26 protein-coding genes are annotated in these 26,725 nt (G+C 38.5%); 2 read left to right on the forward strand and 24 right to left on the reverse strand.

The window, feature by feature from the left end; genetic code table 11:
• Positions 1 to 25: 25 nt before the first annotated feature.
• The 7 genes from H0Z36_RS06190 to H0Z36_RS06220 form a co-directional block, all read right to left on the reverse strand.
• The gene (locus H0Z36_RS06190; RefSeq protein WP_296864518.1) at positions 26 to 1,138 is read right to left on the reverse strand and encodes a Ger(x)C family spore germination protein; all 1,113 of its coding nucleotides are present in this window, start codon (positions 1,136 to 1,138) and stop codon (positions 26 to 28) included.
• The gene (locus H0Z36_RS06195; protein ID WP_296864521.1) at positions 1,122 to 2,228 is read right to left on the reverse strand and encodes an endospore germination permease; all 1,107 of its coding nucleotides are present in this window, start codon (positions 2,226 to 2,228) and stop codon (positions 1,122 to 1,124) included. Before H0Z36_RS06195 ends, H0Z36_RS06190 begins: the two co-directional genes overlap by 17 nt.
• The gene (locus H0Z36_RS06200; protein ID WP_296864522.1) at positions 2,221 to 3,789 is read right to left on the reverse strand and encodes a spore germination protein; all 1,569 of its coding nucleotides are present in this window, start codon (positions 3,787 to 3,789) and stop codon (positions 2,221 to 2,223) included. The genes H0Z36_RS06195 and H0Z36_RS06200 overlap by 8 nt, the downstream gene beginning before the upstream one ends.
• Positions 3,790 to 3,970: 181 nt before the next feature.
• A complete protein-coding gene (locus tag H0Z36_RS06205; RefSeq protein ID WP_296864524.1) occupies positions 3,971 to 4,300 on the reverse strand; it encodes an HU family DNA-binding protein in 330 nt (109 codons plus the stop codon).
• Positions 4,301 to 4,498: 198 nt separating this feature from the next.
• Positions 4,499 to 5,524 carry an HD-GYP domain-containing protein gene (locus H0Z36_RS06210; RefSeq protein WP_296864526.1) on the reverse strand — a complete coding sequence of 342 codons (1,026 nt, stop codon included), beginning with the start codon at positions 5,522 to 5,524 and terminating at the stop codon, positions 4,499 to 4,501.
• A 79-nt stretch (positions 5,525 to 5,603) separates the two neighbouring features.
• Positions 5,604 to 6,713, reverse strand: a complete 1,110-nt coding sequence (locus H0Z36_RS06215) for a Nif3-like dinuclear metal center hexameric protein (protein WP_296864528.1) — start codon at positions 6,711 to 6,713, stop codon at positions 5,604 to 5,606.
• Entirely contained in the window at positions 6,706 to 7,386 is a 681-nt protein-coding gene (locus H0Z36_RS06220) for a class I SAM-dependent methyltransferase (protein WP_296864530.1), read from the reverse strand. Before H0Z36_RS06220 ends, H0Z36_RS06215 begins: the two co-directional genes overlap by 8 nt.
• Before the next feature lie 108 nt (positions 7,387 to 7,494).
• Between H0Z36_RS06220 and H0Z36_RS06225 the strand changes: the two genes are divergently transcribed.
• Complete coding sequence (locus H0Z36_RS06225) at positions 7,495 to 7,899, forward strand: NUDIX pyrophosphatase (RefSeq protein ID WP_296864532.1); 405 nt, start codon at positions 7,495 to 7,497, stop codon at positions 7,897 to 7,899.
• Positions 7,896 to 8,696: a hypothetical protein gene (locus tag H0Z36_RS06230; protein WP_296864534.1), complete on the forward strand. Its 801-nt coding sequence runs from the start codon at positions 7,896 to 7,898 to the stop codon at positions 8,694 to 8,696. Before H0Z36_RS06225 ends, H0Z36_RS06230 begins: the two co-directional genes overlap by 4 nt.
• On the opposite strand, the gene H0Z36_RS06235 is transcribed toward H0Z36_RS06230, so the two are convergent.
• From H0Z36_RS06235 to dnaK, 17 genes are all read right to left on the reverse strand, one after another.
• On the reverse strand, positions 8,693 to 10,060 hold the full coding sequence (locus H0Z36_RS06235; protein ID WP_296864536.1) for a TrpB-like pyridoxal phosphate-dependent enzyme: 1,368 nt from the start codon (positions 10,058 to 10,060) through the stop codon (positions 8,693 to 8,695). The genes H0Z36_RS06230 and H0Z36_RS06235 overlap by 4 nt on opposite strands.
• Positions 10,061 to 10,176: 116 nt before the next feature.
• A complete protein-coding gene (gene yqfD, locus H0Z36_RS06240; protein ID WP_296864538.1) occupies positions 10,177 to 11,403 on the reverse strand; it encodes a sporulation protein YqfD in 1,227 nt (408 codons plus the stop codon).
• 13 nt (positions 11,404 to 11,416) lie between these two features.
• Positions 11,417 to 11,695, reverse strand: a complete 279-nt coding sequence (gene yqfC, locus H0Z36_RS06245) for a sporulation protein YqfC (RefSeq protein WP_296864540.1) — start codon at positions 11,693 to 11,695, stop codon at positions 11,417 to 11,419.
• 383 nt (positions 11,696 to 12,078) lie between these two features.
• A complete protein-coding gene (locus tag H0Z36_RS06250) occupies positions 12,079 to 12,510 on the reverse strand; it encodes a MarR family transcriptional regulator (protein ID WP_296864542.1) in 432 nt (143 codons plus the stop codon).
• A gap of 134 nt (positions 12,511 to 12,644) precedes the next feature.
• Positions 12,645 to 14,309, reverse strand: a complete 1,665-nt coding sequence (locus H0Z36_RS06255; RefSeq protein WP_296864544.1) for an EAL domain-containing protein — start codon at positions 14,307 to 14,309, stop codon at positions 12,645 to 12,647.
• A gap of 37 nt (positions 14,310 to 14,346) precedes the next feature.
• The gene (locus H0Z36_RS06260) at positions 14,347 to 16,095 is read right to left on the reverse strand and encodes a methyl-accepting chemotaxis protein (RefSeq protein ID WP_296864546.1); all 1,749 of its coding nucleotides are present in this window, start codon (positions 16,093 to 16,095) and stop codon (positions 14,347 to 14,349) included.
• 448 nt (positions 16,096 to 16,543) lie between these two features.
• The gene (locus tag H0Z36_RS06265; RefSeq protein ID WP_296864548.1) at positions 16,544 to 16,993 is read right to left on the reverse strand and encodes a GatB/YqeY domain-containing protein; all 450 of its coding nucleotides are present in this window, start codon (positions 16,991 to 16,993) and stop codon (positions 16,544 to 16,546) included.
• Positions 16,994 to 17,005: 12 nt separating this feature from the next.
• Positions 17,006 to 17,182, reverse strand: coding sequence for a 30S ribosomal protein S21 (rpsU, locus tag H0Z36_RS06270; protein WP_296864550.1), 177 nt, complete (start codon positions 17,180 to 17,182; stop codon positions 17,006 to 17,008).
• 73 nt (positions 17,183 to 17,255) lie between these two features.
• Entirely contained in the window at positions 17,256 to 17,603 is a 348-nt protein-coding gene (locus H0Z36_RS06275) for a histidine triad nucleotide-binding protein (protein ID WP_296864552.1), read from the reverse strand.
• A gap of 107 nt (positions 17,604 to 17,710) precedes the next feature.
• Entirely contained in the window at positions 17,711 to 18,889 is a 1,179-nt protein-coding gene (locus tag H0Z36_RS06280) for an acyl-CoA dehydrogenase family protein (RefSeq protein ID WP_296864554.1), read from the reverse strand.
• Positions 18,890 to 18,909: 20 nt separating this feature from the next.
• Entirely contained in the window at positions 18,910 to 20,085 is a 1,176-nt protein-coding gene (locus H0Z36_RS06285) for an acyl-CoA dehydrogenase family protein (RefSeq protein WP_296864557.1), read from the reverse strand.
• An 11-nt stretch (positions 20,086 to 20,096) separates the two neighbouring features.
• Complete coding sequence (locus H0Z36_RS06290) at positions 20,097 to 20,465, reverse strand: helix-turn-helix transcriptional regulator (protein WP_296864834.1); 369 nt, start codon at positions 20,463 to 20,465, stop codon at positions 20,097 to 20,099.
• Positions 20,455 to 21,816: a tRNA (N(6)-L-threonylcarbamoyladenosine(37)-C(2))-methylthiotransferase MtaB gene (gene mtaB / locus H0Z36_RS06295; RefSeq protein WP_296864560.1), complete on the reverse strand. Its 1,362-nt coding sequence runs from the start codon at positions 21,814 to 21,816 to the stop codon at positions 20,455 to 20,457. The genes H0Z36_RS06290 and mtaB overlap by 11 nt, the downstream gene beginning before the upstream one ends.
• A 26-nt stretch (positions 21,817 to 21,842) precedes the next feature.
• Positions 21,843 to 22,586, reverse strand: coding sequence for a 16S rRNA (uracil(1498)-N(3))-methyltransferase (locus H0Z36_RS06300; RefSeq protein WP_296864562.1), 744 nt, complete (start codon positions 22,584 to 22,586; stop codon positions 21,843 to 21,845).
• A gap of 50 nt (positions 22,587 to 22,636) precedes the next feature.
• Positions 22,637 to 23,563 (reverse strand): 50S ribosomal protein L11 methyltransferase, encoded by a 927-nt coding sequence (prmA, locus tag H0Z36_RS06305; protein ID WP_296864564.1) that lies wholly within the window; start codon positions 23,561 to 23,563, stop codon positions 22,637 to 22,639.
• A gap of 9 nt (positions 23,564 to 23,572) precedes the next feature.
• Positions 23,573 to 24,727, reverse strand: coding sequence for a molecular chaperone DnaJ (gene dnaJ / locus H0Z36_RS06310; RefSeq protein ID WP_296864566.1), 1,155 nt, complete (start codon positions 24,725 to 24,727; stop codon positions 23,573 to 23,575).
• A 194-nt stretch (positions 24,728 to 24,921) separates the two neighbouring features.
• Positions 24,922 to 26,721, reverse strand: coding sequence for a molecular chaperone DnaK (dnaK, locus tag H0Z36_RS06315; RefSeq protein WP_296864568.1), 1,800 nt, complete (start codon positions 26,719 to 26,721; stop codon positions 24,922 to 24,924).
• Positions 26,722 to 26,725 lie beyond the last annotated feature (4 nt).

Here is a 26,725-nt window from a genome sequence, read left to right on the forward strand (position 1 = left end):
GGGTTTTTAATCCCTTTTTGGCCAATCAGCTTCCTGAACCCCAACAATCAATGTTTACCTTAGCATCTACTTTTATATCAGCATTCCTGATAAAATCCTCATCTTCTATAACATCTTCAAGTTCACGACGCCACTTGGCCAGGGCAAACCTGCTTATGTCTATACAGTCTACACCCCATTCCTCCTTCATTTTGAGAATTAATTTCTGACAGTCACGCTTTATCTGTTCTTCTACCGCTTTTTCCACCTCTCTAATATAGTTGGCATCTTTGATTAGAAAACGTTCAGAAGTATAATGTTCTACCAATCTGCCGTTAATTTTCAATTTAATATGAAAAATGAACTTATCCCCTTTTCTTTCCACATAGACTTTCCTTTGACTTGCAATTTCAACTGTACCTTTATCTATTTGTTTCCCCTCTTTGGTTATAATAAAGGGAATATGACCGCAGCAACGTTCTATTCCTCGCAGTAAAATAAGGGGAACAGTCTCATTCATATCTGCGATGGCAATCATCTTATCTTTTTTAAAAATAGCCGTTCCATCAATCTTGTAATTTTTCCTCTTATCGGCTGAAAGCACTGGTAATACCGGATTCTTTCCAGTAGTTGTTACAGCATGAGCAAAATCATACAGAGTAGTAATAGCAAAAAACTGATTTTTCTTTTTACTGCTGAAAACCTTAGGAAGTTCAAAACCAAGATACTGATTATTCTGGTGAACTTCTTTTAAAAATTCATAACTACCCCCTTTAACAACTGCCATATAAAGCGATTTTTTTATGCGGGGATTACGCACATAGTTGTCTATAAAAGAATATAATCCTTGATATGCCAGCTTCTCTCCATAAAGTGCCAGCTGTATATGTCCTAAAAGGAGGGTGCTTGGAAACCGTGTTCCTCTTTTAGACCTCGTATCACCAACCGTTTTTCCTTCTACTGGTTCTATCAATTCTTTATTTCTCTGGGCCACATCGGGATAAAGCACAGTTACTCTTACCTCTTTCCCATTTTCCTTTGCCAGATCATAAGCAGCTATTAAAGGTACATTAAAATCCTCAATATCCTGTGCATCCCAGCAACCGCAAACGAAAAGTAAAACAAAGAAAAGTAAACTCAGGCTAAGATGCTTTTTCATAACCAATCCTGCCTTTTCGGAAAAATTTAACTATATGGCATAAAACCGGCAATCCCAGGGAAATGAGCAAAAACATACTCCCTGCAAAATCAGCCAGTTTAAACACAACAACTAAATTATCAGGAATGAGAGCAATTATATATATAGCCAAAACAACAAGCAGAGTCACCCATATATAATATTTCCGGTTATCCAATTTCAAAAGCCGGCAGATTGAATAAGCACTTGCCAGATTTAAATTGAGAACTGGACGGGCACCTATTCCCAGCCAGAAAACGAGAAAAACTATTTCTAGCCTTTCTAAAACAGCAATTTGCCTCACACTTAAAAGGTCTAAAACCGGCCAGATCAGATATTGCAAGCTTTTCGGTCCCAAGATGAGAAGGGAAACAACAACCACCATTAAATAAAGCAAAAGCACTATTAATTGTCCTGTAAAAGCTGCCTTTAAAATTTTTTCTTTCCGGTTCACCATCACATAAGCTACAAACAAAAATTCTATTCCCGCATAAGAATAAAAACTCTCTTTTGCCCCTTTTAATAAACCGGTAACATTCAATTCATTCAACGGTAAAAATGCAGTCCAGTCTCCCTGGGGAATTAAAATTATAATAACTAAAAGGTCAACCAATAATATCCAGAATAAAATCTCATTAAGCCTCGCTACAGTTTTGGCTCCTTTGCTTACAGCATAATAAACCGAAAAAAGAATCAAAAAAAGAATCACAAATATAGGAGTTCGAGGCAATAAAAAAGTCTTGGTTATTTCAGCAAAAATCCTGATAACGATTGACTGAAAGAAAACAATATATGCTGAAAAAAGTACCACAATAACAAATCCTAAAAACCGACCAAATAAGAGTTGGCTTACTTTTATAAAGTCTGGCTCACTGAAATCTTTGTAAAGACTTACTATAAAATAAATGGACAATACAGGAACTGTTACCCCCAAAATAACTGCCAGCCATGCATAGTGGCCTGCTTCGGCACTTAAAACCCGCGGCAAACTTAATATACCGGTAGCAACTTCTGATCCTACAACAAGAAAAACCAGCTGTTTCGGAGTAATTTCAAACCTGTCCTTATCCATCTGTTTCCCTCTTTCTTACTGGATTCTGTCCGGGTATCGATACAGGACGCTTGGTCATTTTAGAAATAAATCCGCGTAAAATTGAATCCTTAAGGTCAGGATAACGCATAGGTGCATAGGGAGAAAAATAGGGAACTCCCATACTTTCAAGACTTATCAGATGAGTCAAGAGTAAAAACCATCCTACCGAAAATCCAAATATACCAAAAGCAGCCGCCATCAAAATCATAAAAATCCTGACTATCCTGCTGGCCATGACTAATGTAGAGTTGGGAAGGGCAAAGGTGCTTATAGTAGTAACCGCAATAATAATTATAATAGCGGGGCTGGCCAGTCCGGCCGTAATGGCTGCCTGTCCCAAAACAATACCAGCTACTACGCCTATTGTCTGTCCCATAGGCACAGGGAGCCTTAATCCTGTTTCAATAACTAATTGAATTATGACCTCCTGAATCATGACCTCCAGAACTACCGGAAAAGGAACTTTATCTCTTCCCTGGGCCAGAGTAATTAAAAGCTGCACAGGGATAAGCTCAGGATTAAAACTTAAAAGGGCAATATAAAGTGCAGGCAGTGATACAGCTAAAATGAATGCCAGATAGCGAAAAAGACGATTATAAAAGCTTATTACCGGTCTTTCTATATAATCTTCCGAAGCCTGCAAAAAGCTGTTAAATACGCTGGGGATAATTAAGGCATCGGGAGAACCATCAGCCATTATAACAATCCTGCCCTCTAAAAGTTCCATCATTACCTTATCAGGTCTTTCCGTAGTCTTAAACTGTGGAAAAGGTGTGTAATGATGATCTTCAATTAACTGCTCAATATATTCGGTTCCCAATATCCCGTCCATATCTATCCGGTTAAGTTTATCCCGCACATTTATCACTATTTCAGGGTCAGCTATGTCCTCTATATACATTAAAACTACATCTGTCCTGGTTCTCCTGCCTATAATCAATTTTTCTATCACCAGATTAGTATCACGCAAACGTCTGCGGACAAGAGCTGTATTAACTATAACATTTTCAACAAATCCTTCCTTTGCACCGCGTAAAGCCCTTTCTAAGTCGGGTTCTTCAATCCCCCTTCGGTCTGTTTTACGAATATCAATTTTTAAAGCTTCACTTATACCATCAAAAATTAGTATCACAAAACCATCAAAAACTGCCTGTAATAAATTATCCAGATTGTATACCTTTTCTATCTGACTTACATTAAGGCAATTTTTATATATATGGTCTATTAAATAATCTGTTCCTCTCTTGTTTAATTCTTCACCACACGCATAAAACATTAAAGACCTTAAAACATCCTGCTGCAGGCTTATATTATCTATCATGCCTTCAAGATGAATTACATACCCCTTAATCTCATGCTCTCCGCCAAGACAAAAAGGGCGTCCAACCATATCATCATTTTTAATCAAATAAGGCTGAATAAGTTCCATTTTTTCTTCCAACTTTAGCGGAAGCTTATAAGCACTTTCGGCTGGCAAAGCAGCTTTGCTTAAATTTTTTTCTTTATCTTTATCTTTTTTCTTTTTTCCAAAAATAAACATCAAACACCTCATATAAACCTTTGTCTTTTTCATTTATATAGATTTGCCAGTTAAATCTTTTATATACAGGGACGCTTTTATTTTTGGTCTAAAATCAAAAAGAGGTATGCATTATATGCATACCTCCAAAAAATTATTTATTTTCTTATGTGATATAAACAAAGCCCGTTAAATCAATCAATTATTTTTTCTTAGATCCTTTTTTGCCGCCTTTGGCAGCCGGTTTTTTTTCTTCAACAACAGCAACTGCATCTTTTAAAGCTTTTCCCGGTTTAAAAGCTGGAACTTTGGTAGCAGGAACCATAATTTCTTCACCAGTAGCAGGGCTTATTACCTTTCTTTCTTTGCGTTCACGAACCTCAAAACTGCCAAAACCAATAATCTGTACTTTGTCTCCTGTAGCTAAAGCCTCTTGAATAACTTCAAGCATTGCATCCAAAGCCTTACCTGCATCCTTTTGAGTCATTTCTGCCTTTTCAGCCAAAGCTTTCACCAGTTCTGTTTTATTCACGCCTAATCCTCCCTTTAATTTATTTAGCCATATTTTAGATTCCCCAAAAAATCCACAATTCCTGCCTGAAAACCATTTTTTTTAAAGAATTTTATAAAAAATTTTACTTTATAAGCTGTATACTAACATTCTGCCATTGCAAAGGCAGTTTTATACATCAAATCCCCATTTTATGGGACTTTTTAGCCCAACAAAAAATTAATCTAGGACCTCCACAATTGCCAAATCCGGTTCTTCAGCCAGATTAATAAATTCATTTTCCCCTACCATAACAATAGGCCTAGTAGGCTGGGTTTGATGAACATAAACTACAACTCCACGCTTATTATTGGAAAGCACCACTTCATTCCCCACATAAAAATTAGCTACTCGATCATAAAAAACCTTGACTATCTTCGGATCAAGCTTGCCAAATGATTCTTCCCATAAAATATCTGCTGCTGCATAAGGAGAAAGCTTTCCTGCATAAGTGCGATTGGAAGTTACAGCATCATAAACATCAGCTACCGCTACTACAGAAGCAAAAAAGTTAATTTTGCCTCTAACCCCCATAGGATAACCTGAACCATCCAGTCTCTCATGATGCATGAGAACTGCTCTTGCAACATCATCATCTATATCCTCACTCTGCATCAGAAAATTATAGCCTAATATAGGATGTTTTTTTATCTCCTCAAACTCCTCCGGTGTTAACTTTCCCGGCTTATTTAATATATCACTGCTTATATACACTTTACCTATATCATGCAACATGCCTGCCATGCCCAATTTCTTAATTATACCTTCTTCACACTTAAGCCAGCGGCCAATAAGTATAGAAAGGAGCGAAACATTTACCGAATGAGTAAAAAGATAGTCATCTTTATCTTTCATAAGCCGCAGATGCTTAAAAATATCATTTACGCTAAAAACCTGCTGCTGTAAAACCTCTACGGAAGCTTCAATTTCCTTATGATCCAAACTCTGCCCAAGCTTAGCTTCCAGCATAAAAGACTTTACCAGATCTAACGAATCATCAAATGCCTCCTCAAACTTTTTAGTCGTCCTAACCTGAGGGCTTGCTTCCATTATGTAAACTTCGCTGATGCCGCGGTTGGCAAAGCTTTTTAAATGCTCTTCAGCTATTACCGTTCCCTTAGCCAGCAACAGTTTACCATCATAAGTAAATATATCTTTTCCCAGTTTCATTCCTGGCTTAAGCGTATTCACCCTTATTTTAAGCATACATCATTCTCCCTCTATTTCCTTTATTCAATAATTTTAATTCTACAAATAGCAATCTAATCCTTTTTAAAAATACAAATTAAATGCTCCAAAAAATTTTATCGTTCAAAATATATTTATATTCAATTTCATAGCCCAAAATTCTGCTTTCATCCGCCAGCAGCTTTTGAAGGTAAGGCAAAAATAATTCTTCAGTCTCCTGATGCCCGGCATCAATAACCGCCAAACCTGATAATAAAGCATTTTTTGCCTCATGATATTTCACATCACCTGTTACAAGAACATCTATGTCCTCAGGAATTCCAGGAGCCAAACTCATTCCTGCTCCGCTTATAACCGCTACTTTTTTAACCTTTTTGTCTTTATCCCCCACAACCTTTATGCTTTCAAGATGTAGCCTATCCTTAACCAGTTTGGCAAAATCCTCAAGGGTAATTTCATTTTCAAGCTCTCCCATCCTGCCTGTACTGTAAACCTTGCCCTGATTTTGCAAAAGGTAAATATCATAGGCCACTTCTTCATAGGGATGAGCAGTAAGCATAGCATCTATAACCAAAGATAAAACTGATTCAGGCACAATAGTCTCCAGGCGATATTCTTGCACTTCTTCTAATATCCCTTTCTCCCCTATAAAAGGATTGGTCCCTTCTCCCGGCTTGAAAGTACCAATCCCTTTAGTGCGAAAACTGCAATCCGAATATTTTCCAATATAACCTGCTCCTGCCCCATTAACTGCTTTTCTTACTTCTTCAATATGGGTTTCCGGGACAAAAACTATAAGCTTATAAAGTTTTTCCACCATCTCTGAAAAAAGAGGCTTTATATCCTGTAATTCCAAAAGTTCAGCTAAAAAATGATTAATCCCTTTTTCTCCGGCATCTAAATTGGTATGAGCAGAATAAACGCTTATATCGCTTAAGATAAGCTCTCTTATAAGCCTTCCCTGAGAGCTGCTGTAACTTATCGTTTTAAATTCTTTAAAAAAAAGAGGATGGTGGGTAATTATCAAATCCGGCCTGCAGTTTAAAGCCTCTGCCAAATTGCTTTCATCTAAATCCAAACAAAGGAGAACCCTTTTTACTTTCTTATCAGACGAACCTAGAAGAAGTCCGCAATTATCCCATTTTTGAGAAAGTTTTAAAGGAAAATGCTTTTCCATTATCTTTACAATATCTTTAACTCTAGCCATACAAAAACCCCTCCAGCTCTTTAATTTTTTCTTCATAACATTTTTTAAGCCGTTTCTCTTCATATCCAGTAGAATTACTCAGTTCATTTACAATTTTCCTGTATTTTTGTAAATAATATCGTAAAAAATCAGGGTAAGATTTAGATCTTAAAATTAAAGGGCCAACTTCCGCCTCTAAATCAGATAAAAAATACGGTGTCCCTCCGGGTTCAGCACTTATAACTATAAAAAATTTCTTGTTTTCATATACGACCTTTTCTTCCAAAACAATCCATCCTTTTTCCGCTAAAGCCCTGCGTAAAACTTCGGGACGGCTCATCGGCTGAAATATAAACCGCTTAAAACTTGAGGCTTTCTTAAGGTCATCTTCTAAAATCCCGGTTATAGTTTCTCCTCCCATCCCGGCAATCACCACATTATCAACTTCTCCGGGGCTTATTACCTTAAGCCCATCTCCCAGTCTTACTTCAATTTTGTCCTCCAAGCCGTGCTTTTTAACTTCACTCTCTGCCCGCTCATAAGGAAAATTATTTATATCAGTAGCAATAGCAAAAGGCACTATATTATTTTTTACCAGATAAATGGGTAAATAGGCATGATCTGTCCCTATATCCGCTAAAGATCGGCCTTTAATTATCATTCCGCTTATTGCCTGCAATCTTTTATCATGCACAATTATCTTAACCCTTTCTTCTTAATTTATTGCTATAATATAACCTAGATAAAAACTATAAGCAAGATTTGTGCAATATAAGAAATTTAAGCAAAAGAGGTGTTAACCTTGGAAGAAAAGCATGTTGTAACCTGCTTTTTAGAATATGAAGGCAAAATCCTTCTTTTAAAAAGAAGCAGCCAGGTAAGTTCTTACCAATATAAATGGGCTGGAATAAGCGGATACATCGAACCTGAAAACACCCCTCTAAAACAGGCAGAAATAGAATTGTACGAAGAAACCGGCCTTAAAAACGAAGAGGTTGAACTTATAAAAGAGGGAGACCCTATCCCGGTAATCGATGAAAAAATGCAAAGAAAATGGATAGTCCACCCTTTTCATTTTCGCCTGTTAAAACTTAAAAAACTTAAATTAGACTGGGAACATACTGAATTCAGATGGATGCTTCCCGAACAGATGCTGAAACTGTCTACCGTGCCTGGACTTTATGAAGCCTGGGAGAGAGTAAAATGAAAGATATAATTGAAGAAATAATAAAAATAAAAAATGATAAAAGTCATGGAGCCAGCTATCTTGCCCTGGAAGCAGTAAAAATTTTAAAAAAAGCGGCCTTATTCTCTGATAGTTATGATAAAGACCATTTTCTTTCATATATGCAAACCTTAGCAGATGAACTTAAACTATGTCGTCCTTCTATGGTGTCAATTTATAACCTGGTTACATTATATATGCAAACATTAACTCAAAAACTCAGCTTAAGTGAAGAAGGAGCTAACTTAAATTCAACCGCCGCCTGTTTAGCAGACAAGCTTATAGAACAAACTCTTCTTTTGCAAAAACAGCTTATTCAAAAAGGAGCAGAATTAATTCAAAGTCATGACATTATAATGACCTGCAGCTACAGCTCTACTACAGTCGAAACAATAAAAACCGCTTATAATCAAGGAAAAATCTTTACTGTATTCATTGCCCGCTCTCTTTCTCCGGCAAGCACCTGTGCTTATGGCGAAATGACTGCAGATAAATTGCCGTCATCGATAAACAAAAAGGTAATCCCCGATAATTTAATCGAAGATTACCTTATAAAAACAGATTATGTCATTACTGGAGCCGATACCGTTCTGAACGACGGCACCCTTATAAACGGCTTCCCAACTGCTAGAATAGCCTATCTAGCAGATAAACTGGGCATCCCATTTTATGTGATCTGCGAAAAGCATAAGCTAGCACCGGCCGGTTTTATACCTCAAATAGAAACAGGTTTTGATCAAATCCCGGCTCATTTGATTACCCACATTATATCAGGCTAAAATTCTACCTCTGGCAAATCCTTCAGGCTTTCCTTAAGCTCTGCATCGGAAAACTCAATATCCTCAGTTTCTCCCGATAAATAACGATCATAGGAATAAAGATCTAAATGACCGTGTCCGCTCAAATTAAATACTATACACCTTGCGACTCCTTCTTCCTTAGCCTTTAGAGCTTCATCAATAGCTGCCCTTATAGCATGAGCAGACTCGGGAGCCGGAACAATTCCTTCATACTGAGCAAAGAGCATAGCTGCCTCAAAGGTTGGGTTTTGTTTTACCGCTACTGCCTCTATCAGCCCGTCATGATAAAGCTGACTTACTAAAGGCGATTCTCCATGATATCTTAATCCTCCTGCATGAATGCCGGAAGGGGTAAAATTATGACCTAAAGTATACATCTTAACCATAGGAACCAAGCCTACTGAATCCCCATAATCATAAGCAAATACCCCTTTAGTAAGGGTAGGACATGCAGCCGGTTCTACCGCAACTAAACGGACATTCTTGCCTGCCAGCTTATCAGGGACAAACGGAAAGGCAATGCCTGCAAAGTTGCTGCCTCCACCACAGCAGCCTATAACTACATCCGGATAATCATCTACCATTTCTAGCTGTATTTTAACTTCCTGCCCTATAATGGTTTGATGCAAACATACATGATTAAGAACGCTTCCTAAAGAATAATTAGTGTCGTCTCTCTTTAAGGCTTCTTCTACCGCTTCGCTTATCGCAATAGCTAAAGTGCCGGGACTGTCAGGATTTTTAGCCAGTGCATCACGGCCACTCTGGGTAAGTTCACTCGGGCTGGGTACACATTTAGCCCCGTAAAGCTCCATTATAGAACGGCGGTATGGTTTTTGATAATAGCTGACCTTTACCATATATATCATGGCCTCAAGCCCAAAAAGCTTGCAGGCTAAAGCTAAAGCTGTTCCCCACTGTCCTGCTCCAGTTTCAGTAGTTATCCTTTTAATCCCCTGTTTTTTGTTGTAATAAACCTGGGCTAAAGCCGAATTAAGTTTATGGCTTCCGACCGGGCTTACCCCTTCGTATTTATAATAAATACGGGCAGGAGTATCTAAAGCCTTTTCCAAACCATGAGCCCGATATAAAGGAGTTGGACGATATTTTTTATAAAGCTCCCTTACTTCTTCTGGAATTTCTACATACCTTTCCTGTGAAACTTCCTGAAGAATAAGCTCGCGGGCAAAAATCGGCTCCAAATCAGCCGGAGTGAGAGGTTTTCCAGTTTTGGGATTAAGGCCAGGTGCTAAAGGGTTTGGCATGTCAGCCTGCACATTATACCAGAACCTGGGAAGTTTCTCCTCGGGCAGGACAATTTTGGTGAGCTCTTCTCTGCTCATCCTATCTACTCTCCTCTCAGCAAAATAATTAAAGAGTTAGCTTAAGTTTAACACAGAGATTCAATGTTTTACAAGATATGTTTACTTGTAATAACCTCATCCCACCTAACCATTTTCTATCGTGAAATTATCGGCTGAGGAACTGCAATATCTTCAATCACTTCAGCCTCTGCTTTAACCCTTACTAAAGAATCGCTGGGGGCAGAAACTACCTCAAACTTAATCTTAAGGAGCTCTTTATCTTTTCCCACTTCTTTTTTAATAACATCTAAAGCTTTTTTTCGGGCAATTTTAAAAGCTTCTTTATCTGAATATAATGTTACCTTTTTTGCCTGTTCATATAGATTCTCAGTTCCAATACCTATTTTACCCCAGGGAGTATTTATAGAATTTTCCCTTATTTCTTTTTTAACCATCTTAAATCCTGAATCATTACCTTTTTTCAAATTGAAAATCCTATCTCCCGCAATTATATAAACCTTTTTCTTTTTGTTTCCGGTCATAATCAAGGTTTCCTTTTTTAACGGACATTCCCCATAGCCTTCATACCATACCCTGGCCTTGACCTCCCCGCGCGCCCTTACCGTCCAAGGCTTTAATTCTTCATCCGAAACACCTTCAGATTCATTTTCTATTCCTGATATCACCTGATCTTCAGGAAAAATTATACCTGATATAAGAATATCCCCTTTGGCAACTACATCACCTATCTTTACATTAGGCTGTCCCTGTAAAACCAGTATATCATCTACAATACCATCCTTAGCAGCTACTATATGACACGGCTCAGTAACCGTTTTATCTGGCATAATTTTTTCCACTACCTGAATGTTAACCTTTACCCCCTCAATATCCACCTTAACGTAAGACAACTCATCTAAATCCTTTAAAATTCCTTCTTCCACTTCACTTCCTTTAAAATTCCATTTAGGGGCTCCTTCATAAAGACCATATTTAGCCGCAGTTATAATTATCCTGTTTTTATCAATCTTGCTGTTGCCGCTCACCTCAAGCACCCATACAAAAGAAGATAAAAGATATAAAGTAAGTACAAAAACTAAAGCTCCAATAATAAAACCTAACCGCCTTTTAACTATACCTCTTAACAAATAAAATCCTTTTTCTTCCACAACTTCAACTTCATGCCCGTTTTCTGCAGCTATATTACGCAAAGCCTCAAAACCGCTGCTTCTAACCTTAAATTCCATCTTATCCCCGTTCTTTTTTATCCCCCATATATATATTCCGCGGGCAGAAGCCATATTTACTATTTTTTCCTGTTTTTTCCCTCCTATGCGAACCTTCTTTACCCCGCCTACCAAGTCAAAAAAATTACCAGCCAAACTATCCTCCCCTTTAATCCATAAACCTTATAACATAAAACTCCCCTACTATGCTCATCTCCTCAGCTAAAAGAGCCTTTATCATCAAATCTTTGCCCTCAATCTCCAAAAATCCCCGTACCAAATTTATCCGCAAACGATTCAAGTTATACTCAATAATTCCCCGATGGTTTTCCAGATAAAGCTCATTCCTGCCTATAATAGTTATTTTAGGTAAATCTAAAACCAAATCTTTAGGTATTTCAAATATATCTGTCATAATTTTATTGATAACCTCCCGGCGTTTGCTCATCTTTTTCCTCCCATCCTTTGAACAGGTATTTTACTTTTCATACAAATATATTCCTGTAAAGAGGTCTAAATTACAAAAAAAATAACCCCCGGCTAAAACCGAGAGTTTAAAAAATCTTTAGATTTCCTCTGTTTGCATAACAAACTGCAAGCTCAACCACCATAACCATCTCTCTTCAAACAAAATTATAAGATTATAGAGTATCCGAAAATCCAAAGCGATTTTTATATAGGCAAGGCAGTGCTTTTTATAGACGCAATATCATGAGGAAGCGCATCAGCAGCAAAAATAAGGGGAACCAACGATTTTTCAAAATATGTTGGCAAAATAAAAAAAACAATAATGTAAAAATATTTGAATTTAAAATTATTAGTTTAAAAAAATTATCCTTCCTGGTTAAGTTTTTTGAGCAGGTTATATAAAACTTTCTTTTCTTCATCATTAAGAGGGCCGAAAATGTGATCAGCTACTATTTTTTTTACCTGGTCAATACGGCTGAAAGCTTCCTGCCCCTCTGGGGAAAGGGTTACCTCTACAATCCTTCGGTCTTCCTCTGGACGATTGCGCAAAACATATCCCTTCTCAACCAAACGATTAATGGTAGTAGTAAGCGTCCCTACCGTAAGCCGCAGGTGTCTAGCTAAATTGGACATTTTTTCGCGGCGCAAAAGTCCTAAACGATGAACTGCTCTTATATCAGCACGGGTAAGGTTTTCTAGGCCGTTTTTTTGCCAATATTGTTCTTCTATTGCTTCATATTTTTCCACCAAGTGCCAAAACAAATAACTTAACAATTCATGATCGGTTTTTTCCATTTTACACCTTCCTCAATACATTTTGAGTTTCAAAATATATATATATCATAAAATAAATCAAATGTCAAACATATAAATAATCCTCCCATAATAATTGGGAGGATTTACTATTACCGAAATATATTTACCTTAACCTATATATTCCTTTCAAATAAATAAGCTATAAAGTCTTCTTCATTAAGCGGTTTAGACCAGAAATATCCCTGTCCGTACTGGCAACCTAATCCTTTTAAAAATCTGATTTGCTCTTCAAATTCCACTCCTTCTGCCACTATCTCCATACCTAATTCCCTGGCCACAGAGACAACTGCTCTGGTTATCTTATTTTCTCTATCCCTCTCAATCTTGTCAATAAACTGTTTGTCTATTTTTATCTTATCAACTTCCAGGTTTAAGAGCATGGCAAAAGAAGAATAGCCGCTCCCAAAATCATCCATAGATATTTTTATTCCTAACTCCTTAATTTTTTGCAAATTCTCAGTTATAACTTTAATATTTCCTGCTGCTACCCTTTCAGTAATTTCAAACTCTAATTCCCTTCCCTCTACACCGTAATGTTTTAAAATCTCCCGAACTTCTTCCGCAAAATTAAGGCGTTCTAACTGTTTTAAAGATATATTAATCGATAAAGCCAATGATCTCCTTATTTTATTTCTATACTGATTTATAAACCGGCATGCCTCTTTAAGCACAAAATCTCCTATATCATGAATAACTCCGCTTTCCTCAGCCAAGGGGATAAACTTATCCGGAGGAATATTTCCCAAAGCCTCATTTTCCCAACGCAGAAGAACTTCAGCCGTTTTTACCTGTCCGCTTTTTAACTCTACTATTGGCTGAAAATGAATAAAAAGCTCTCCTTTTTCTAAAGCCTGGCGCAAACAGCTATGTATAAAAAACCTTTCTTTTATCTCTTCTTCCATTTCAGGTGAAAAAAATTTTATCCGATAAGTTTCATCATAGACGGCTTTAGCCTTATACATGGCTATATCCGCATTTTTCAGCAAAGTATAAGCATTAAGCCCATCCTCAGGATAACAGGCAATCCCTATACTGGCTGAAACATAAAAAGTCCTTCCTTCCATCCGGCAGGGCTGATTAATAGCATCAATTATCTTTTCTGCCAGCTTATAAAGCCTTTCTTTATCTTCCTTTTCTTCTAAGAGTACAACAAATTCATCTCCCCCGTAGCGGGCAATCATTGCATTTGAAGGAAGAATTTCTTCAATTCTTCGGGCTATTTGCTTTAAAAGCTCATCTCCCGCCTGATGCCCCAATGCATCATTTATCTCTTTAAAACGATCCAAATCAATAAAGAAAAGAACAACCTCTGAATTCTTACGCTCAGCCTTAAGAATATATTCCAGCTTTTCCCTGAAAAACCTTTTATCATAAGTCCCTGTAAGATAATCGCGCACCGGAGTAAAATCTAAAGCATCTTTATGGTCACATGTCCCATCCAGGTTGATAACTGTAGCCAGGCAAAAATCACCTTCACATTTTATAGCAACTTCTGCCCAAAATTCCCCTCCATCTTTACGCCTGTAAAGCCAGCGAAAACGGTTAAAGCCGGCCTCATAAGCCTTCCTGATCATCTTTTCTCCCTTATCTTTGGAATTGCCTTCATCAGGCTGGTAGGAAGGAGAAAACTTTAAAAACAACTCATTTATAATTTCTTCCCTTTCATATCCTAAAAGCTTAGCTGCCTTTTCATTGCACAAAACAATTTTTTCTCCTTTAAGGATATAAGAGGGAAGAGGAAAAAACTCTATCAAGCTGGTGTAAATAAATTCCTTCATGTTTAGCCGTCCTCTCCCCTGAGCAAAATCAAATGTTTTAAACTTTAAACCTTTCTACTGTGCGGTTCATATCTTCGGCAACAGAAGCCAGGGTCTGAGCAGTTGCTGCTACTTCCTCAGAAGAAGCTGTCATTTCTTCAGAAGATGCGGCTACTTCTTCAGTTGCCGCAGAGTTTTCCTGAGTTACCGCACTTACCTGCTCTACCCTCTGCATTATCTCATCTTTCGATTTTACGATTTCATCCATAGCCTGATATGTACGGTTCATTAAAGGAGCAATGTTTTCTACCGAATCTAATATATCCCCAAAGGCTTTCACGGTATTCTCTACCGACTTGGTCTGTTCTTTTACTGATATTTCTACATTGCGGGAAGTATTTATTACTTCATCTGTGTCTTTAGTTATAGATGTAACCAGGTTTACAATTTTCTCCGTAGAGTTTTTAGATTCTTCTGCCAGTTTGCGCACTTCTTCGGCTACTACCGCAAAGCCCCGGCCGTGCTCTCCTGCTCTTGCTGCCTCTATAGCGGCGTTGAGGGCAAGCAGGTTAGTCTGCTCAGATATGCCGGATATAATCTCCGTAATACCGCTTATCTCTCTTACTGAAGAAGTTAATGTCTCTACTTTTCTTACTACGGTTTCAAAAGCAGCCCTTATTTCTTCTATGGATTTAACCAGTTTATCCATTTCCTCTTTTCCAATATTAGCCTTGTTCTCTGTGTTTTCAGTTTCTTCTTTTACATTCTTAAGTTCTTTATAAACATTGTCTATATTATTGGTAAGCTGTTCCAGAGAACTTACTATCTCTGTAAGATCCTGGGCCTGGTTAGTCGCTCCTTCTGCCACCTGCTGCATGGTAGTTGCCAGTTCCTGAGAAGAAGCCGAAAGTTCCTCTGATACGGAAGCCAGGGTTTGGGACTGGCCGGTTACCTTGCCCGCATTGTCTTTTACCTCAGCCAAAGCCTGTTTCATGTTGCGGATAACACGGGATATGGTTAGGTTCATCTGGGCAAATTCGTTCTTGCCGTCTTCCTCTAAGTCAACCGTAAAGTCATATTCAGCCAACCTTGATAAGACATCATTAACCTGAGCCATAGAATCCCGAATAAACCTAATTAAAATCAAAATTAAAACCGCCAGAAGAATGATAAAAGTAAAGGCCAAAGTTGTAAAAAGACTGCGGGCTTTTCCGTAAAGCTCATTGGCCCTGTCTACCGCCTTCTGGGCAGTATCGGCATTAAGAGCCACCAAATTATTTATATTATTCTGCGCTTCAGAAGCATAGCCTATTATTACATTTACCTCCTCTGCACTTACACTGTTTCCTTCTTTTAAAATCCCCATAAGCCTTTCAGCTTCAGCTAAATACTGTTTATAGCTTTTTTCGATTTTATCAAATAAAGCCCTTTCTTCTGGAGTTAAGTCATAATTGCGGTATTTATCAAAAACTGCGCTAAGGCTTTCCTTTTTGCTTTCTATTTCTGAGGCTGTTTTGCCGTCATAATAATTGGAATAAAGCATCTGGGTCATATTAAGCCTGATAACATAAAATTCAGTTTCCAGGTTTTTGAGCTCGAGGGAAACCAGCATATTCCTGGTATAGAGGCGATTCATATCATTGCTTAAAATCCGCATCTCTTTTATAGAAGAATAAGAAAGATAAGATAAAACAGCGATGGTAAATATCAGAAGGCTAATTAACAGCGAGGTTATTTTTACATTTTTCAAAAAATTGCGGCTTCGTTTGTTCTGTTTACCTGAATCTTCCCTACCCAAGTTCTGCATACCATATTCCCTCCTCACACTTTACTTATAATCCTGCAAAACAAAAACATACAATAAAGATCTTAATTCCCCCCTTTCCCGGCAATTTAAAAACCGCAAAATTAATCCCAGTATAATGCAAAAAAGAATTATCAAAAAATATATATGTAATAGGACTTTGGTTATAACAATTTTATAATATCACAAATTTTATACCTTGAACAGCATTTGCCTCCGTCTTAAATTGCAGCATCCGAATTCTGAACTAGATAAAAGCTACGGCAACTATACTGGTCAGAAAAGATATTATAACCAGGCTTACTATTATAAAAAGCAGCCTTTTCTGTCTTTTTCCCTGCCTGATACGATTCATAAAGCTCACAGTTATACCCCCACTTAATAGCTTATATTCAAAATAATTATAAAATTAAAAGTCTGGTAAATTTATAACTTACCAGACTTCATTACCTTAAGCGAGCATTTCCTTTACCATCTCATTTACTGTTTTTCCGTCAGCACGCCCTTGAATCTTAGGCATCAAGACTTTCATAACCTTGCCCATGTCCTTAAGGCTATTAGCTTCAGTTTCCTGAATAGCCTTTTTCACCAGGGCTCTCAATTCATCTTCACCTAGCTGCTCGGGGAGATATTCCTCTAAAACACGAATCTCTTCATTTAACTGCTCAACCATTTCAGGACGGTTTGCTCTTTCATAGTCGGCGATAACATCCTGGCGTCTTTTTACCTCGCGCCTTATAAGCTGGATAAGTTCCTCATCCGTTAATTGGCGCTTTTTTTCTATTTCCAATTCTTTCTGCGCCGCTCTAACCATCCTTATAGTGGACAGCCTTATTTTGCCAGCTTCTTTAGCTTTCATTGCCTCCTTCATATCATTAAGCAGTCGTTCATTCAGAGACAAAGGATTACCTCCTTAGTATTTTTTCTTTTTACGCGCAGCTTCTGATTTTTTCTTTCTGCGAACACTTGGCTTTTCATAGTGTTCATGCTTTCTAATTTCCTGCATAACCCCTGCTTTCTGGCAGTTGCGTTTAAATCTCTTAAGAGCACTGTCCAAGGATTCGTTTTTGCCTACTCTTACTTCGCTCATCGTTTCCCTCCCCTCATCAACTAGGTAAGTAAATGCCTTTATATTTTACTATTCATAAAGAGACCCGTCAAGATTAGCCTGGAGGCCAGGCAAATGGTCTACCGCCCAAGAGATGGTAGTGAATGTGGAAAACAGTTTGCCCGCCCCATTCTTTGCAATTATTCACCAGACGATACCCGTTTTCCGCAATCTTAAGCTCCCTCGCCAAACGCGAAGCAACAAGCTGTATATGACCCATTATATTTAAATCATCTTCATTTAATGCATCGAGTGAAGGTATATGTTTTTTAGGTATTATAAGTATATGCACCGGAGCCGCCGGATTAATATCCTCAATTGCCATCACTTTATCATCTTCATATACGATCTTTGACGGCATATCTTTAGCAATTATTTTACAAAAAATACAATCATCCGCCATTTTTTCACCTCCTTTATCTTTTTTCATTTATTAATATCAGTTTAGACGTATTTTCTTAATTCTAACAGATAATTTAACCAAAGTGAACTGTTCAGGCCTTTTGGCATCTACAACTGAGCAGCTAAAACCTTTTTATGCAGATAATCACTTCCTGCAATCATAGAGAGCATCTGGGCATCACGCAGATATTTCTCGGCAGGATGCCCGATTAAAAAACCTAATCTGCCAATTATATCGACAGCATTTGAAGTTACCTGCTGAGCTACCTGAGTAGCATAAAGCCTGGCCATCCCCGACACACGGGCATAGTTTTCATCTACATCAATACAGTAGGCCGCCCGCAATACGGATAGCCTTGCTGCATCAATCTGGGTGGACATATCTGCCAAGCTGGAAGATATATAATACTTTGAAGGTGAATTCATTCCCAGCAAAGAATTATTACGGGCTGCTTTAAGTGCCAGGTTAAACGCAGCCTTTGCTACCCCTACCGCAATAGCCCCTAAAAGGGTGCGGTTAATATCAAAGGTTTGCAGGAGTAAAAGATAGCCTCCCCCTCTTCTTCCTACCGCATAATCAGACGGAATTTCCACATTATTAAATCCCATCTTTACCGTATGGCATGATCTCAGACCTATCTTGCGCAGTACTTCTCTTACCTCAACCCCAGAATTATCACCTGGAATAACAAAAAACTGCAGGCTCGATTTATGGCGGGATTCTTTGTCTCTGGCCAAAAGTGTGACAAAAGAAGCTTCGGCACCGTTTATTATATAATCTTTGCTTCCTTCAATAAGGACCTTTTCACCATCTTTATTATAACAAAAGGTAGTAGAAATTCGGGTAATTTCTTCACTCTGACTTTCCGGCCTTTCCAAGTTATAATCAGGTCTGGTCTCATTTATTGCAATAGCAGCCAAATGCGGATGCCGGACGCTAAGCAAAGGCAAAAACTTTTCTTTTAATTTTTTATTTCCGGCTATTAAAATCGGGGTAACTGCATAAATATTCTGCACTACCATCGCTGCTGCTCCTGCACATCCGGCAGCTAATTCTTCAATTACGGCTGCAGTAGCAACCATGCTCAAACCTCTTCCTCCATATTCCTCAGGAATAATGGGCGCCAGTAGATTTTTCTCGGCAAGAAGTTCGGGAATACTCCAGTCCTGAATTCCATCTCCAATAACATCTAAATCGGCAGCTCTTGGCGCAATCTTTTTAACTGCCAGTTCATGCACTTCATTTATAAGTTCAATTTCTTCCTTGCTTAAAATAAAAGTAGCCATAAAATTTCCCTTCCCTCCCCTCAGTATAGCTGAGAAGCCAGGAGATTTCGATGAAACTGCTCACTGCCGTCAATTATAGAAAGCATCTTGGCATCTCTTAAATATATTTCGGCATGGTGACCGTAAAGATAAGCCTGTCCTCCAATAATCTCCATGGCTTTGGCTGTAACTTCCTGAGCTACACTGCTGGCAATTATTTTCGCTTTAGATGAGGCCTGAGAATAATCAAGATCCTTATCAATAAGCCAACATGCAAAATGAACGCTTTGTCTGGCAGCATTAATCTTGGTTGCCATCTCAGCTAGGGTAAAGCTAACTGTGCTCTCTTCAAAAATAGGTTTTCCCATAAACATACGGTTTTTAGAAGCATTTAAAGCAGCTTCATAAGCTGCTCTGGCAACACCAAGCGATAAGGCAGCAGCCAAAGGAACCATTCGGTCTAAATTCTGCATAAATACTAAAAACCCACTTCCTGGTTTACCTATAAGATATTTTTCACTTACTTCAACATTATCAAAAATCACTTCATTTGCCTGACAAAATCTAAGACCCAAAGTTTTACGCTGTTTTCCGATAATAATCCCTTCTGTTTCTACAGGCAAAACAGCAATCTGCAAACCTGCTTTGTCTTTTTCCGGATTGGTAGATAAAGCAACTGCTAAAAAACCAGCTATTCCAGCATTCATAACATAATCTTTTAATCCTTTTACAACCAGGTGACCTTCTTCGATATTTTCCACATTAACTGAAGAATGTCTTATATCCATCGTTTCAGGTTGAGCAATCAGTTCCAGGTTAGGTTTATGTTCAATAATAGTAGCTGCAGCCAGTTTAGGGGATTCTCCGGTCATAAGAGGCAATATTTCTTTTTTCTGTTCCTCGGTTCCTACCGTTAAAAGAGGGCTTACCGCATGTAAATTGGTAAGCAGAACAGCCGCCAAACCGGCTGATCCAACCGCAATTTCTTCTAAAATCATCGCAGTGGTAATATTGCAAAGCCCTCTGCCCCCATATTCCTCAGGTATATTGGGAGCCATCAGGTTATAGCGGGCCAAAAGATTTACAGGGGACCAATCAAAACTCCCATTTTCATCTTTATCGTAGCTTACTGCCTTTGGAGTAATATGGGTTTCCACCAGTTCCCTTACCATCATTACCAGTTCGCGGTCTTCTTTAGGAATAGTGCTTCTAAACATGTTCCTCCCCCCTAGCTGCGCGTTTTCTGCCAAATAATATAATCCATCACTGAACGCCTTTTTTCCCTCGGTAAATCATAAAGTGCATTTATTATCTGCAAAAGTTCCGGTTCATCATCTAAAGCTGAATCAATATTTTTTTTGATTTCCTCCTTGCTGTTATTCTCAGCCGGTGTACTGCTTTCCAAGAAATACTCAATAGGTTTTCCCAAAACCGCAGCGATCTGCTCCAGTTGGTTTAAATAAAGTCGGCGTTTCCCTTTTTCATAGTTGGATAAAGTTGACTGGGCACAGCCCAACATACTTGCCAGCTGCTCCTGGCTCAATCCTGCCTCTTCCCTTGCCATCTGCAGTTTTTTCCCAATCTCTTTAAATCCCATATCCTTCACCTTCCATATTCTGCTGCTGTTTATTTGCACAACAATTATTGTCCAAGATTAAACTGCCATAAACTTTGCCATCTTCAATTTTTTCAATCCTAACCTTTGTCAGTTCACCTGTTAGATCATTTTCGGAAAAAAACTCCACTTCAATATAATTATCACTCAACCCTATATAACTCTTTATACCCCATTTTCTTTCTACCAGCAACATAATTTCATGTCCTAAAAATCTAGAAATAAAATTTGTTCGCTTTTTATCAGCCAATTTGATTAATTCTTCACTTCTTTTTTGTTTTTCTTCTTCTGTAACTGCAGAAATCATCTGGGCCGCCTTGGTGCCAGGGCGGCGGGAATATTTGAAAACATGCAGGTCATAAACAGGTAAGCTGTTTAAAAGTTCATAAGTATCTTCAAAATCCTTTTCAGTTTCAGTGGGAAATCCCACCATAACATCAGCCGTAAAAGCTATTCCAGGAACCTCCTCAGCAATTTTCATAATAAGATCACGATAATATTCGCGGGTATAGCGTCGATTCATATCCTTTAGAACTTTATTGCTTCCGCTCTGCAAGGGAATATGCAGATGACGACATAATCTTTTTTCTTCTTTTATAAATTTACAGAGTTCTTCATTTAACTCTAAAGGTTCGATAGAACTTAATCTTATTCTATATTCTCCTTTTACCTCGTCCAATATAAATTTTAGTAAACTGCCTAAATTCCAACCTTTAAGGTCTATTCCATACATTCCCGTATGTATACCTGTAAAAACTATCTCTTTGTATCCTAAATCGATAAGCTGTCTTACCTCAGATAAAACAACTTCCGGCAGCTTACTGCGCACCGGCCCTCTAGCATATGGGACTATACAATAAGAGCAAAAGCTCTGGCATCCATCCTGAATCTTTATAAAAGCCCGGGTCCTTTCATGTTTATAAGTATAAATTACTGGATTCAGCTTGTCTTTAGAACTTATCACAGGATTTATTACTTTTTTTTGCCGGCCCAGATTATAGTCATCTATAATAGAAGCTATATTATACTTCTCTTTATTCCCTACAATCAAATCTACCCCTTCAATCCTTCCTATCTGTTCCGCATCAATCTGAGCCAAACATCCGACCACTGCGACTATCGCTTCGGGATTTCTTCTCACCGCCCTTCTTATCACAGCTCTTGATTTTCGGTCGCTTATATGAGTAACTGTACAGGTATTAATAACATAAACATCAGCCGATTCAGAAAAATCAACAATTTTGTAGCCTTTTTTAATAAATTCTTCTTTTATCTGTTCAGTTTCCACTTGATTAACTTTACAGCCTAGAGTATAAAATGCTGCTTTAGGCAATTTTTATAACCCCTTTTCTGTAATTTTCAACCTAAATCACCTAGTTCATAAAGAATTATACTTAACCCAGCTATACCAGCAGTCTCAGTCCTCAAAACCCTGGGACCCAGCCCGGCCAGAAAGATTCCTTTTTCTTGCGCCAACTTTGCCTCATGGGGAGCAAAGCCCCCTTCAGGTCCTACCAGCAAAAATACTTCCTGTTCTCCAGTCCCTTTTTTTTCCCTCAAAATATTCTTTAACCTGGCATTTTCTTCTTTTTCATAGAGCATTATAGCCCAATTTTCTCCTATAATTTCCAAAATATCCGAAAAAGCTGCAACCGGTTTAACCTCCGGAATTATATTGCGTCTACACTGCTTGCAGGCTTCAATGGCTATATCCTGCCATCTGGCAGCTTTTTTTACAGCCTTATCTCTTGCAAGCTTTACCACTGTTCTGGTGGTTACCACCGGATAGATACTGGCAACTCCAAGTTCTACGGCCTTCTGAATGACAAGGTCCATTTTATCTCCTTTAGGTATTCCCTGTACCAAATTAACTTTTAAAGGAGGTTCATTATTAATTTCGCAAATCTCTTGAATTAAAGCAACAAGCTGATTATTTACCTTTTTCTCTAACACCGCATGATATTCTGTCCCTCTGCCGTCGAATAAAATAATCTTATCCCCCGGTTTCAGCCTTAAAACTTTTTCGATGTGATGTGATTCATCTTTTTCAATAAAAGCTTTATCACCTTTAACATTTTCCCTTTTAACAAAAAAGCGGTGCATAAGCACCCTCCTTTTGTTTAAATTCAATAAATACATATGTCGTTCCCAAATTAGATTTTGCGGGCTGCTACTCCTACCCAATCTACATCCGTTAAAACTTCTACGACAGTAAAGCCGCATTTTTCAAGCTTTTCCTGCACACCAGGAAAACGGCTGTCAACTATGCCGGAACCGAAAAACATCCCCCCCGGCTTAAGCGCTTTAGCAGCTTCGGGAAGTAGGATATTTATAACTTCGGCAGTTATGTTAGCAAGTATTATATCAGCCTCTAAATCACCTATTTTTTCAACTATATCTCCCTTTTCTACTTTTATCCTGTCACTGAGACCATTTAGCTTAACATTTTCTCTGGCTGCTTTTACCGCAACATCATCGATGTCCATGGCAAATACGCTTTCAGCTCCCAACTTTACAGCAGCAATAGACAAAATTCCCGATCCACATCCTGCATCAATTATCTTTTCTCCTCCTCTTAAAAAATTATCAAGAAAACGGAGGCAGAATCGCGTGGAAGCGTGAATTCCTGTTCCAAAAGCCATTCCTGGATCAAGTTCCACCACTATTTCCCCATTTTGAGGGGTATATTCTTCCCAGGAAGGCTTTATAACTATCCTTTTTCCTACTTTAAAAGTATGGTAATATTTTTTCCAGGATTCTTCCCAGTCTTCGTCTTTTACCTCATCCATCAATATTCTACACTTTACACCAAAGTTTTCCTCCACCCTGGACAGCAGCTCTGAAACCTGATCTATAACCTGGGAATCTTCACTGAAATATGCTCTAATAACTACAAAATCATGATCTAGAAAATCAGGAGAAAACAAACCTTTATTCCACTTATTCCGGGTTTCATATCTTCTAGCTGCCTGAAAATCTTCTACTACTACCCCTCCTGATCCCAGCTCATGAAATATACCGGCTACGGCTTCGGCACAAATTCCTTCAGTTACTACACTTATCTCTTTCCACTTCATCATATTACTCCTTTATCCCATAACATCTTTAAATTTTTCAAAAATACCTTTTTTATGTTTTTCTTCTCCAGTTTCTTCCTCATAAAACTTTTCCAAAAGTTCCCTCTGTTTCTTGGTAAGCCTTTTAGGTATCTTAACATTTATAACTACATTTAAATCGCCGCGACGCTGGCTGTTAAGATATGGGACACCTTTTCCTTTTACCGTAAAAACATCTCCCGGCTGGGTTCCTTCTGGGATATGCAAATTATAAACCTCTCCTCCAGGAAGAACAATTTCAATTTCTCCTCCTAAAGCAGCCTTGACAAAACTTATCTCTTCATCGGTTATCAAATTATAGCCATCCCGCTCAAATTTAGGATGTTTTTTTATAAAAATATTAACATAAAGATCTCCAGGCGGTCCTCCTCTTATGCCGGCTTCTCCTTCTCCTTGAATTCTTAAGCGGGAACCAGTATCAACCCCGGGCGGAATGCGGACATTAATACGCCGTGACTTTCTTACCTGACCGGTTCCCCGGCAAGAAGAACAAGGCTTTTCTATTATTTTACCTTCACCATGACAGCGGCTACAGGTTCTAACTGTTTCAAAGTGTCCAAAAGGAGTTCTCTGAATATTGCGTACCTGCCCATGGCCGTTGCATACAGGACATGTTTTAATATTTGAACCTGGTTCTGCTCCAGTTCCATTACATCTCTCACACTTTTCCATCCGGGGGAGTTCAAATTCTTTTTCTACCCCAAATATAGCATCTTCTAGACTTATCTCTAGCCTGATTTCACGGTCAGCTCCACGCTGCGGACCAGTCTTGCGTCTTCTGCCTGTTCCTGCTGCACCACCGAAAAACAGATCAAAGATATCGCCGAAACCGCCTAAGTCATCAAACCCGCCGAAGCCTCCAAATCCTCCAAAATCACCTGCCCCCGCATTTCCAGTCTGTTCAAAGGCAGCATGACCAAAGCGATCATAAGCCGCCCTTTTTTGAGGATCGCTCAATATTTCATAAGCTTCGTTTATTTCCTTAAATTTTTCAGCGGCATTAGGGTCATCTTTATTAACATCTGGATGATATTTTCTTGCCATCTTCCTGTATGCTTTTTTTATTTCCTCAGGAGAAGCGTCCCGGTTGACCCCCAAAATCTCATAAAAATCGCGCTTAGTCGACATATTTCCCCACCTTTCATAAAAGGCGCATACTATTATTATTTAATATCTAATCACAAATTATAATAAAATTATACCGAATTTTATGCTTCTATAAATAATATACTATTCATCAGCAGCGCCATTTTTAAATAAAAACAGGGCAAAACCCGGAAAGCCTTAAAGCTTTCCGGGCATTAATTTGCTTTTTTAAAGCTTTATTTATCATCTTTTACTTCGTAGTCAGCATCATAAACTCCATCTTCACTTCCTGCACTGCTACCAGCAGCATCCTGATACATCTTTGAACTCCATTCAAAAATAGCCTGCATCAAAGCATCCGTCTTGGCCTTTATTTCATCAATATTATCCCCATTTATAACTGCTTCTAAATCAGCTTTTGCCTTTTCAATCCTGTTCTTAGTATCAGCATCCATATTTTCGCCGTGTTCTTTCAAGGTCTTATCTGCCTGGTAAATCATGCTGTCAGCCTGGTTTTTAGCTTCAATTTTGCGCAGACGCTCTTCGTCTTCTTTAGCATATTTTTCCGCATCTTTTATCATTCGTTCAATTTCTTCCTGGCTCAATCCGCTGGAAGATGTTATGGTAATCTTTTGTTCTTTGTTGGTTGCTAGATCTTTTGCCGATACATGGACTATGCCGTTTACATCTATGTCAAAGGTAACTTCAATCTGTGGAACTCCCCTCGGGGCAGGAGGAATTCCCGTAAGGTTAAACCTTCCTAAGGTTACATTATCAGCTGCCATCTTTCTTTCACCCTGTAGTACATGGATCTCTACTGAGGTCTGGTTATCAGCTGCAGTAGTAAATATCTGGCTTTTAGAGGTAGGAATCGTAGTATTTCTTTCAATAATCTTGGTAAACACGCCTCCTAAAGTTTCAATACCTAAAGAAAGCGGAGTAACATCTAAAAGAACCACATCTTTAACTTCTCCTGCCAGTACTGCAGCCTGAATAGCTGCTCCTATTGCTACTACTTCATCAGGGTTAATACCTTTAAAAGGCTCTTTGCCGATGAAGTTTTTAATCGCTTCCTGCACTGCAGGGATACGGGTAGACCCTCCTACCAAAATAACTTTATCTATATCTTCAGGCTTTAGCCCTGCATCTTTTAAAGCCTGACGGGTTGGTCCCATAGTCTTTTCTACCAGATCAGCCGTAAGTTCATTAAATTTTGCCCGGGTTAAAGTCCTCTCCAGGTGTAAGGGGCCCTCTGAAGTAGCAGTAATATACGGAATATTAATTTCAGTAGTTAAAACCCCAGAAAGCTCATGCTTAGCTTTTTCCGCTGCTTCTTTCAAACGGTGCATAGCCATCTTATCATTGCGCAGGTCAATTCCATTTTCTTTCTTGAATTCTTCAATAAGCCAATTTATAATTCTTTCATCAAAATCATCTCCACCTAAATAGTTGTTACCGCTGGTGGCTTTTACTTCAAAAACCCCATCCCCTATTTCCAGAATAGATACGTCAAAGGTTCCTCCGCCCAAGTCAAAAACAAGTATAGTTTGATTTTCTTCTTTATCAAGTCCATAAGCTAAAGCAGCCGCTGTAGGCTCATTTATTATGCGCAGAACTTCAAGCCCGGCAATTTTACCCGCATCTTTAGTAGCCTGTCGCTGAGCATCTGTAAAGTAAGCCGGAACCGTTATTACTGCTTGGGTTATCTTTTCCCCTAAATAGCTTTCGGCATCTGCCTTAAGCTTTTGTAAAATCATGGCAGATATCTCTTGGGGAGTATATTTTTTTTCATCGATTTCCACTTTATAATCAGTTCCCATTTTACGCTTGATAGAAATAACCGTTCGTTCAGGATTAGTAATTGCCTGTCTTTTCGCTATTCTTCCTACCAGTCTTTCACCTGATTTAGAAAAACCTACTACTGAAGGAGTAATTCTTTCCCCTTCAGCATTAGGTATAACTGTTACCTCATTTCCTTCCATAACTGCTACACATGAATTGGTAGTTCCCAGGTCAATACCAACAACTTTGCCCATCAAA

This window comes from Thermosyntropha sp., assembly GCF_017656155.1.
In the GTDB taxonomy this organism is placed as follows: domain Bacteria; phylum Bacillota; class Syntrophomonadia; order Syntrophomonadales; family Syntrophomonadaceae; genus Thermosyntropha.

Bases quoted from the DNA above. Each gene is read 5' to 3' on its own strand.
- H0Z36_RS06190 (WP_296864518.1), bottom strand. From the start codon at position 1,138: ATGAAAAAGCATCTTAGCCTGAGTTTACTTTTCTTTGTTTTACTTTTC.
- H0Z36_RS06195 (WP_296864521.1), bottom strand. From the start codon at position 2,228: ATGGATAAGGACAGGTTTGAAATTACTCCGAAACAGCTGGTTTTTCTT.
- H0Z36_RS06200 (WP_296864522.1), bottom strand. From the start codon at position 3,789: ATGTTTATTTTTGGAAAAAAGAAAAAAGATAAAGATAAAGAAAAAAAT.
- H0Z36_RS06210 (WP_296864526.1), bottom strand. From the start codon at position 5,524: ATGCTTAAAATAAGGGTGAATACGCTTAAGCCAGGAATGAAACTGGGA.
- H0Z36_RS06215 (WP_296864528.1), bottom strand. From the start codon at position 6,713: ATGGCTAGAGTTAAAGATATTGTAAAGATAATGGAAAAGCATTTTCCT.
- H0Z36_RS06230 (WP_296864534.1), top strand. From the start codon at position 7,896: ATGAAAGATATAATTGAAGAAATAATAAAAATAAAAAATGATAAAAGT.
- H0Z36_RS06235 (WP_296864536.1), bottom strand. From the start codon at position 10,060: ATGAGCAGAGAAGAGCTCACCAAAATTGTCCTGCCCGAGGAGAAACTT.
- yqfC (WP_296864540.1), bottom strand. From the start codon at position 11,695: ATGAGCAAACGCCGGGAGGTTATCAATAAAATTATGACAGATATATTT.
- H0Z36_RS06250 (WP_296864542.1), bottom strand. From the start codon at position 12,510: ATGGAAAAAACCGATCATGAATTGTTAAGTTATTTGTTTTGGCACTTG.
- H0Z36_RS06255 (WP_296864544.1), bottom strand. From the start codon at position 14,309: ATGAAGGAATTTATTTACACCAGCTTGATAGAGTTTTTTCCTCTTCCC.
- H0Z36_RS06260 (WP_296864546.1), bottom strand. From the start codon at position 16,095: ATGCAGAACTTGGGTAGGGAAGATTCAGGTAAACAGAACAAACGAAGC.
- rpsU (WP_296864550.1), bottom strand. From the start codon at position 17,182: ATGAGCGAAGTAAGAGTAGGCAAAAACGAATCCTTGGACAGTGCTCTT.
- H0Z36_RS06275 (WP_296864552.1), bottom strand. From the start codon at position 17,603: ATGGCGGATGATTGTATTTTTTGTAAAATAATTGCTAAAGATATGCCG.
- H0Z36_RS06280 (WP_296864554.1), bottom strand. From the start codon at position 18,889: ATGGCTACTTTTATTTTAAGCAAGGAAGAAATTGAACTTATAAATGAA.
- H0Z36_RS06285 (WP_296864557.1), bottom strand. From the start codon at position 20,085: ATGTTTAGAAGCACTATTCCTAAAGAAGACCGCGAACTGGTAATGATG.
- H0Z36_RS06290 (WP_296864834.1), bottom strand. From the start codon at position 20,465: ATGGGATTTAAAGAGATTGGGAAAAAACTGCAGATGGCAAGGGAAGAG.
- H0Z36_RS06300 (WP_296864562.1), bottom strand. From the start codon at position 22,586: ATGCACCGCTTTTTTGTTAAAAGGGAAAATGTTAAAGGTGATAAAGCT.
- prmA (WP_296864564.1), bottom strand. From the start codon at position 23,563: ATGATGAAGTGGAAAGAGATAAGTGTAGTAACTGAAGGAATTTGTGCC.
- dnaJ (WP_296864566.1), bottom strand. From the start codon at position 24,727: ATGTCGACTAAGCGCGATTTTTATGAGATTTTGGGGGTCAACCGGGAC.
- dnaK (WP_296864568.1), bottom strand. From the start codon at position 26,721: ATGGGCAAAGTTGTTGGTATTGACCTGGGAACTACCAATTCATGTGTA.